Annotated in this window: 3 protein-coding genes and 1 pseudogene; all 4 read right to left on the reverse strand. The window is 47.7% G+C overall.

The genetic code is table 11. From position 1 onward, the window contains the following. On the reverse strand, positions 1-2,495 hold a 2,495-nt coding region (locus HMPREF1039_RS00545), incomplete at its 3' end, for an ESPR-type extended signal peptide-containing protein (RefSeq protein ID WP_007390426.1). 361 nt (positions 2,496-2,856) lie between these two features. Further along, positions 2,857-8,631 (reverse strand): ESPR-type extended signal peptide-containing protein, encoded by a 5,775-nt coding sequence (locus tag HMPREF1039_RS08295; protein ID WP_007390422.1) that lies wholly within the window; start codon positions 8,629-8,631, stop codon positions 2,857-2,859. 508 nt (positions 8,632-9,139) lie between these two features. Then, positions 9,140-9,880, reverse strand: coding sequence for a YadA C-terminal domain-containing protein (locus tag HMPREF1039_RS00555; RefSeq protein WP_007390423.1), 741 nt, complete (start codon positions 9,878-9,880; stop codon positions 9,140-9,142). Positions 9,881-9,898: 18 nt separating this feature from the next. Beyond that, a pseudogene (locus HMPREF1039_RS00560) lies at positions 9,899-10,272 on the reverse strand (collagen-like protein); the annotation flags it as partial.

The raw sequence follows: 10,272 nt of genomic DNA on the forward strand, positions 1-10,272 counted from the left end.
CTATCTCCCTTCGTATCAACGGCGCCGTTAATTTTAGTTTGTAATGCCTCGCTCAACTTGTCCGCCGTAATGCTCTTGTCCTTCAAGTCAATCGTCACGTCCGCACCGACCGCTTTCCCGTCTCCGGTAATCGCAAGTGTCGTAGAAGTAATACTCCCCTTTTTCACCTTATCGGTCACGAACGTGTCGGTTACCTTATTCGTTACGGCCGTATCGGCAATCGTCGTAAGCGCTTGTTTCCCCTTATCTGAAAGATTATCCAAATTCTGATTAGCCAACGATTCTACCGCCGCAGCTACCGTGCCGCCCGTAACGAGATTGGCATCGTCTTTGCTCACCTTGCCGGTTCCCATCTTCTTGGCCCAGTCGGCAACGGTAATATTATCTCCATTTGCATGGACGGCGCTGTTAATTTTATTTTGTAATTCTTCGTCCAACTTGCTCGCCGTAATGCTCTTGTCCTTCAGGTCAATCGTCACGTCCGCACCGACCGTGTTCCCGTTCCCGGTAATCGCAAGTGTCGTAGAAGTAATATTTCCTTTTTTCACCTTATCCGTCACGAACGTGTCGGTTACCTTATTCGTCACGGCCGTATCGGCAATCGTCGTAAGCGCGGTTTTACCCTTTGCCGAAAGATTGGTCAAATCTTTATCGACCAACGAGTCTACCGCCGCAGCTACCGTGCCGCCCGTAACGAGATTGGCATCGTCTTTGGCCACCTTGCCGGTGCCCAATTTCTTGACCCAATCGGCGACGCTAATAGTATCGCCCTTCGTATCAACGGCGCCATTAATTTTATTTTGTAATTCGTCGCTCAACTTGTCCGCCGTAATGCTCTTGTCCTTCAGGTCAATCGTCACGTCCGCACCGACCGCTTTTCCGTCTCCGGTAATCGCAAGTGTCGTAGAAGTAATACTCCCCTTTTTCACCTTATCCGTCACAAACGTGTCGGTTAGTTTATTCGTCACGGCATTATCGGCAATCGTCGTAATCGCGGTTTTACCCTTTGCCGAAAGATTGGTCAAATCTTTATCGGCCCACGAGTCTACCGCCGCAGGCGCACCGCCTTTTTTTATTTGATCCGCCACCGCTTTCAACTGCGCCACGGTAACCGCATCGGTATCCAAATATCCGGGAGCGACGTTGGTAATACGCCGTTCACTGCCCATATGACCTACCGATAAAATCCCTGAAACCGGATTCGTCTTCGTCGCTGCCGGCAAAAATGCCCCGGCCTGTTGCAAATCTTCCGACTTATAATCCGTCCGACTGTCCTTACCGAGGGCAACGGAGTTCTCCATATTCGTATACGTGCCGGTTCCCAATGCCAAAGAGTCCTTTGCTGCCGCAATCGCTTCCATACCGACAGCCGTCGCATTGTCCCCTTCCGTATACGTCATCAGGCCGATATTCATGGAATTTTTTCCCGTCCCCAGCGAATAGGACCCCAACACCATCGAATTCATGCCTAACGCATACGTGTTTTTCCCTACGGCAATCGCATTTTTATTCGGTTCGGTGACTTTTACGCTCGGATCCGGTTTCGTCGAGTTTGCCCAGCCGTGTTCCTTTACTTTCTTACCATCCTCTATGCGAGTACGAATTAACTTACTATTCGCCTGCCACAACGGCTTCTCCTTTATTACCTGATCTATTTCCCGATCAATGGCTGCCATCGGTGAGGTTTCGGTCTGTGCCGTCGAACTCGACGATACGCGCTGTAACAACGCCTTTGTCACTGCCTGTTGTACGTCCTCGTCAAGTGCCGTATTCGCCCCCACATGATAGCCGATGGCAATGGCATTATCTCCGCCGGCTTTCGCATCATACCCGTACGCCATCGCCCCGGTTTCCCCGGCATACGACCGATATCCTACGGCCAAGGTTTTGTCGGCCACCGCTTCCGCACCGTAACCATAAGCCGTAGCGCCTTCGCCGCTTACATGAAAATCGGCTCCTACAGCGGTTCTATAAGCCAATTTTAGCTCTTTCTTTGTTTTCTCTTTACCATCGGTTGCCGTATTGTCCATAGACGGATCATGCTCGCCGCTAATCAGCGCAATACGATACGCCAAAGATGACGCATCCGCCTCGTCACGCACGCCGATACTGCCGCGATCCTGACCCTTATCGGATAGCTCATACGTTTTACCGTCTATCCAATGTTGATATCGTTTAGTTTTATCTTTAGTTTTATCTTTCAATTTTGCATTAATCACCGCAGTCGACATCAACCCAATCGGCTTAACGTCCTGATTCGTCTTTTGTTGCGGTGTCTGCCCCGTTTGGACCACAGAGGCGGCTGGGGGGTCTTCCTGTGCCGCAACCGGCAGCACAGTCCCTATACTGCACAACGCACATACTGCCAGTACGGCCGCCTTCATACCGCGTTTCTTCCTACAGGCTCCCGCTTTGCCGTCGCGTTTCGCCAGTTCCGAAACCACGACATAACAATGCTTTACAGTGCTCCAAATAACATTATATATATGATTCATTCTTATTTTGCTTCCTTTCTATGAATACATCATAATAATACACATAACTGACCGAAAATAAAATCAAAAGTCATTGTACTACAGTATGACATTTATTGTCAAGTATTCCACTGTCGCATAATTATTTATTTTAAATATAGTTTTATTTCCGTACACTTTGTATTGTTTATCAAAAAAAAAAAAATAACGTTATCAGTGTATTTATATTTAATAAAATTTCTTTCGTTTTTTATTTGACAACACCTTCTTTTTTTAGTATGTATAAACATTTATCCCGTTTCTCTTGCTTCTTATAGGCATACAAAAAGCACGCACACTATAGTACCTATAGCATGCGTGCTGTAAAAAGAACTTCTTATCTTTATTTCAGTTTTTTCAACTGCCGTATTTCCTGCCACAACGCCTGTATTTGCGCCTCTTTGTCTTTATCCCGTTGCTGTAACACTTGAATTTGTGCCCGCTGCTCCCGTATTTCCCGCTGCTGCGCCGCCAATTGTCGTGCCGGCACCGCTTTCGCCATGGACCGTACGGACCCGCTTCCTACTTTCAAAGATACACCGCCATTGACCATATTCTTGCCGCTGCCGAAGGAACCGCCTATGCTGAACATCGTTCTTTCGTTCGGTCTGTAGTACGCGCCGACGGCAACCGCATTGGCACCGTTATAATTACCTACTCCGGCTGCAAGATCAAGTTTTTCATCGGCATTGAAGTCGAGCGGATGAAGTGCTGCAAGTGCCGCAGCGTGTGCGCCGACATGGGCGATTCCTCCGGAAATTTCAGTCATTCCTTGCGTTACCGCTTTCAATTGATCTTCAGTTGCCGCACGTCCCGACTCGATGTGATTCGGATCCCATGTCTTGTTTGAAAGTCCGGTAATTGTACCTTTGCCTTTTTCTCCGTTTATCTTCACATAGCCGACAGCAATATTTTCTTTATCTTTCGTTCCGTCAATCGTAACTTCGCCTGCTTTGATTTTTGTACTTAAACCTATGGTATAAGTCTTTTTACCTGATTCAGTATTCGATGTCACACTTACTCCGCTACCGGTATCGCCTTTTATGTCGATGTCCGCACCTGTTCCGTCTTTACCGTCTTTACCTTTCAGACTGTCGAGGAAATCTTGCTTCGTTTTAGTTTTATCGGTCTGTGTTTCCAACCATATATCATAAGCAGATTTACCGTCTTTACCGTTTGTCCCGCCCGTACCGATTTTCTTTTCGATGGCTTTGAGCTGTGCCACGTTGACTGCATCGGTGTCTTCACTGCCGGCGGCAACTCCCGTAATTTGACGGGAATACCCCTTCACATCATCGCCGACGGAAAAGGCACCTAAATTTGATTTCCATGCTAAACCGGCCTGTCCGTTTGCCAAGTATCCGCTTACACCTTTTTCTCTTTGTGCCACACTGAAAGAACCGAAGGCCGCACCGTAATCCACCGTAGCCGATACCTTCAAACCGCCCACGGCAGTGCTTGCCGTTCCTTGTGTTTTAGCACCGCTGCCGATTGCCGCAGACCAGCCTTTTACCGTTTCCGCCTTATTACCCACGGCTATACTTTCTGTGAAGTTTGTTACCGCCTTAAAACCGACAGCTATACTCTGATTTCCTGAAGACTTCGCCTGAACTCCGACAGCCGTACTGAGCGCACCGTCACTTTGGACCAGTGTACCTACTGCTGTACTGAACACACCGTCACTTTTGGCCTGTGTACCTACTGCCACAGATTGTCCGCCGCTTGCTTCCGCTCGATCTCCTGCCGCTATGCTGAAATCGCCGGTCGCCTTAGCCTGTGTTCCCAATGCAGTAGCTTGTATACCGGACGCATTCGCCCAATTTCCTACCGCTGTTGTATACTTACCGACAGCTCTCGCATAAATACCAATCGCCAAAGAGCGGGGAGCCATAATTTCTTTCTTACGAGCCTCGGAATATTGATATCCTATCTTATCCAAGGCTTGCTGCCGGTCCGCAGGCAAAGCCCTATATTCTTCCGGCGTATATTCCTCATACTTCGTACGATAATATAGCGATTTATCTCCCGTATCTAATAAAAACGAATATAGCTGATAATTCTTTTTTTCCGCTTCTGAAAGCTTATCATAGGTTTCTTTATCTATTCCTTTTTCTCCACTTGCGATTGCGCCCCAGCCCCACGCTTGTGAAAACGCACCGATACTCCAGGCCTGATTACCTATGGCACTACTTCCCCAATGAAAAGCTTCCGCCTTATTACCGATAGCTATCGAATTTTCACCGACCGCACCGTCATTCTTATAGTTGGATCCTGCTCCTTGTTCGGAACTGTTCACCGACAAGTAATGCACACTGCCTTCCGCCGCCGCGTTGATTACATCATTCATATCTACATTGAAGGTAGTATTTGTATTCGTTGTAAAGGTAAGTTTCTTTGTGGTTTTATCGTACGTTCCGCTTGTAATATGAATATCTTTGGTAGCTACCGTCACGGCTGTACCCTTATCACCGGCTTTATTGCTTTTAATGGTGACGGTGGTCGTATTATCGTCATTTTCTTTTGTTTCAACCGTATAAGCGGTACTGTTTGCCGCTACTTTATCCACTTTCGTATTCAATACTTTGAGCTGTGCCACGTTCACCGCATCGGTATCCTTTGTGCCGGCGGCAACTCCCGTGATTTGACGGGTGATACCTTTTTCTTCATTACCTACGGAAAAAGCACCATAGCCACCAGCCGAACGATACGCCCCGAGAAGAAGATTCTCTTTCTGTTGCACTGCTTCTAAAGCTTGATACGCCTTATTTAAATTTTCTTTCTTAGTTATATCTGCAGCGTTTTCTTTTAAAGCTTTTTTGGCCTCTTCAACAGCCTTTTTCTTTGCAGTCATTTCCGTTTGCAAAGCGTCATATTCCGTAGTCTTACCGAGATATTCCGCTACGGCTGTACCGTCTACAAAGGCTGCTCCATTTTTCGGATTATAACCGAATAAACCGCCTGCACGTTTTTCTGTAGAATCTCTGCCCAAGGCCACGCCGCCAGCACTATCCGCCGTAGCATACGCACCGATAGCTACCGCATGAACGCCTTTCGCACCGTCATTCTTATAGTTGGATCCGGCTCCTTGTTCGGAACTGTTCACCGACAAGTAATGCACACTGCCTTCCGCTACTTTATCCACTTTCGTATTCAATACTTTGAGCTGTGCCACGTTCACCGCATCGGTGTCCTTTGTACCGGCGGCAACTCCGGTGATTTGACGGGTAATTCCGTCTTCTTCATTACCGATAGCAAGTGCCGCTTTGTTTCCTATCCATGCACCTTTACCTAAGTTGGCTCCGCCATTCAATTCTTTTTGTAAGTTGTTATATTTATTGGTCAACTCTTGTCCTTTGTTCCACAATTTTTGTTGTTCATTACGTGCATGGAGAACCCATTCCACCCATTCATTGTTTCCGTTCAATGTATTTCCGTGAGCTTCTGCATAGGCTTTACGCTCATCCAAATATTTATCGGGATATTTTTCTTTATCCACCCATGCTTGATATGTAGGTCCCATTTGAGCGACTTCATCTGAAAGGTCGTTCATTTCACGTTGAATTTCCTGTTCTCGTACCGCACCGATACCTGCTTCCGGATGTGCCTTTTTAAAGTCCGTCCATGTTTTTGCATCACTTGTCGGGTCGTAGCCGAAAATACCGGCATTACGGGTAGCAAGGGACTGATTTCCCAACGCAATTGCACCGTCAAGATTTTCTCCTACTTTCGCTTCCGAACCGATTGCTATGGCGGACGCACTGTATACTTTGGTACGACGACCGATAGCAATACTGCTCTCCATGTCTTTCATTGTATTTTTCATAGACGGAGAAGTCATCTGCGGAAGTTGTTCCATCGCCAACGTACGGAGTTTTTGCTCCAAATATTCACTGCCCATAGCGGCAGGCATCTTTTCCGCTCTTTGTTCCCATTCTGCAAATTTTTCCGGGAATTTGGCTTTCAATTCATCTCTCAATCCCTTATCCAAAAAGCTTCGTGTCAACACCCATTTATTGACATTTTGTGCCTTTTGCGTTTCATCATCAAGCCACTTCGTACCGACATAAGCGCCCGCTCCGAGTGCCACACTGCCGCTGCCGCCGGCTACCGCGCCGGTTCCGGAAGCAAACGAGCCGCCTCGCGACAACGCATTCCAACCGATAGCTATCGTATCGTTCCATGACGTATTCGTATTATCCGAACCGACCGCATGTGAACCGTAACCGATGGCAATATCTCTGGCTCCCGATGCCGTACTTTCCACACCGAATACGATACTCGAGTGACCTATCGCTCTTGCTCTGTACCCGAACGCTTGCGAATTTTCTTCCGTTGCCATAGCATCCGGTCCGATTGCCGTAGTATATCCGGCTCTTGCACCTTGATTATCATAATTAATACCGGAATCACTCCCGTTTGAAGAAAAGAAATGAATATCCTTCTTACCGTCAACTTTCTTATTCAATGCTTTGAGCTGCGCCACGTTAACCGCATCGGTGTCTTCACTTCCGGCGGCAACTCCCGTAATCTGACGGGTCATGCCGGTTTCTTCATTGCCGACAGATACGGCAGCGGAAGAACTCAAGTACGCACCGGTCAATGTATTGCGTTTTGCTTTGATTTCATCAAATTCCTTTTGCAAATTTTCATATACTTGCTTCGTTCTCGCTATTTCCGCTTCCAATTTTTCTCGGTTTGCCGAAGTAAATTCCAAGGCTCCGGGTCTGCCGTGGGACATATCATCCAAGTCCTGCTGCGCTTTATGATAAGCCGCTTCCGCCGCTGCAAGTTGCGGTTGCTTTTCTGCAAGCCCCCTGTCATATCCTTCAATTTCTTCTTTTTTCCCTTGACCGTATGCGGCACCGATGCTTTCGGTATCATATGCATTTCCGCCAAGTACGTTGTACCCGTATACGTTTTCCCTTCTGCTTGCTACGGAATCACTGCCCACAGACACACCGTCCGCTACGGTGGTTTGCGCTCCATATCCCATGGAAAGTCCGCGATCTCCATCTTCTTTGACCTTACCGCCGCCTACTGCTGTCGATAAAAATCCTAATGCCTTTGATGAAGCTCCCAAAGCGGAACTATATTCACCCGTTGCTTTTGCCCATGCACCTACGGCGGATGAATTTTCTTCCGTTGCTTTAGCTTTATGTCCCATGGCGACTGCATAATTTCCGGCTGCCGCAGCGTTATCACCTAACGCAACCGTACTGTATGCCGTCGCTTTACTTTTCACACCGGCGGCAAAACTTGATTTTCCGGAAGCTGTCGCATTATTTCCCATAGCAATGGCACCGACATCCTGTGCTTTTGCCGTATTTCCTACAGCAAATGAATTGGTTGCCCACGCTTCCGATTTCTCTCCCATTGCAACGGAATTTTCACCCATCGCTTTGACTTCTTTACCGAAAGCAAACGCTTGTTTAGCCGAAGCAATAGCACCGTATCCGCCGGCAAATGCCGAATCCGCTCCTGCCGCACTGTATTGTCCGACAGAAAACGCACCTACCCCGTAAGCGGCATTTAAAAATCCGATGGCGGTCGAATAACTGCGTGCATCTCCGGACGAATTGATATTCCAAAGCGGAATCATAAATCCGTCTGCTTGACGTTCTCTTTTATAACCGGTAATTATATTCGTTTTCTTTCCGTCAACGGTAGCTTCTTCAGTTTGCGCTTCCAATGCCAAGCCTGCCACGTTACCGCTGCCCCAAGCAATATTGGAACCGGGAATACCGTGTGTATACTGCGTCTGCGAAGTTCCCACTTCATTGCCGGCCGCCGTTGTACCTAAATACAAATTTCCATGTTTGCCGTCCCATTGAACATATCCCAAAGACAAGGTTTCCTTATCGTTATCCACCTTTACTTTGCCGAGACTCGCCTTACCGCTTGTTTGTGCCAATTGTTGTATCACCGCATCATATACTGCCTGTTTATCCGGGGTCAGTGCCGCATAGGCGCTCCCCGCTACAGACACCAAAAAGACCGCTGCCAGAGATGCCGCTTTAGTACGACGTGTCGAAGTGCGACGGTGTGTGTGCGCAATTTCCGACACCACACAATAGGCATGCTTCGTTTCACTCCAAATAACTTTAAATATACGATTCATCTATGAAACCCCCTTATGACGATACCGTTCGTGCTGCTATTACTGCAATACTATATATTGTTTAATATATATATAAGTATATAATAAATCCCGTAAGTCAACAAGATGTCAAGGTGTACAAGAAAACCGATGACCAATGCTGCGGATATATCGTTTTTTTTGCAGGACACCCTACGCCCCGCCAAACAATACCTGCTCCCTATATGCGGCACCCACTCGCTTTTACAGCATCGCTTAGCTCCCCGGAAAGCGGTTATCTTGCCATCACTTCGTTCAAGAATGACAGGCAGGTATTTAGTGCCGTTCCGTATGCGATCTTTTTTCGTGCTTACTCACGCTTTCCCCTTGTTCACTTCCCCGATTACTGAGAAATGTTCCGGCCCTTGCGGGGCGATAGGGACAGGTTTGTGTACACCGGTCTGAACAGGATAATGAATGCTAATACGAATAAACCACAAAAAAAACAAACACACCTTCAACGATGTGTTTGTTTTTTTGTTTCTCGGAATTATTTTACTTTCTCTAAAACCTTTTCGAGTTTTACTTCCAATGCGGCAATTCTGTCGTTAGCTTCTTTATTTTCCTTACGAATAGCATCATTTTCACGTTTTAATGACTGCACTTCGTCCTGGAGAATATAGACACTGCTGATTGGTCCCTTGTCGTACTGCGGCAGGCGGAGATTCCGTGCCTTTTGGGCTTCTTTATCTTCGCTGCTTCCGAAACGATAGCTGACCCCTACATTCGCCATCACGTTAGAGTTGCCCGCATAAGCAAGACCGCCGTGAATCATCAGGTCTTCATTCTTGTAGTGTGCAAGTCCCAGTGCAACTGCTTCTTTGCCTCTGTAGTAGCCGACACCTGCCATGACCTGGCTTCTCTGATAGGGATCGAAGTCAAGCGGCTTCAGGGCTGCCATGGCTGCTCCCAGAGCGTCCCCTTCACGGCTTTCGTCACGGAGATTGTTAATCTGATTCATATTGTTTACTACCATCTGGTTCGTTGCAAAGAGCTGGCTTCCGTTCACTGCGTCTTTGCTGTATTGGGAGATTTCTCCTGCCGCAATGCCGGTGATTTTCTTTCCGCCCGCATCAATTCCTTTATCTTTATCAAGGGAAATAGTTCCTACCTTTACGGAATCCAGTTTGAGGTTTTTATTGAGAGAAAGCACCGCTTTGGCGGGATCTTTCTTGTCGACAATAATAGTATCGTCTCCCGCTTCGACATTCGCTCCGTCCTTGCCTTTCATATCGTTAATGAAATCGTCTTACGTTTTCTCTTCATTGCCCGATTTTTCTTTCCAGATTTCATAGGCGGATTTACCATTAGTACCGTCGGCACCTTTCGGTCCTTGTTCACCCTTCGGTCCTTGTTCGCCCTTAGGTCCTTGTTCACCCTTCGGGCCTTGTTCGCCCTTCGGTCCTTGTTCGCCCTTCGGTCCTTGTTCTCCCTTCGGTCCTTGTTCACCCTTCGGGCCTTGTTCACCCTTCGGGCCTTGTTCACCCTTCGGGCCTTGTTCGCCCTTCGGTCCTTGTTCGCCCTTCGGGCCTTGTTCACCTTTCGGGCCTTGTTCACCCTTCGGGCCTTGTTCGCCCTTCGGGCCTTGTTCGCCTTTCGGGCCTTGTTCCCCTTCGGGCCTTG

Source organism: Megasphaera lornae, assembly GCF_000214495.1.
Lineage (GTDB): Bacteria > Bacillota > Negativicutes > Veillonellales > Megasphaeraceae > Megasphaera > Megasphaera lornae.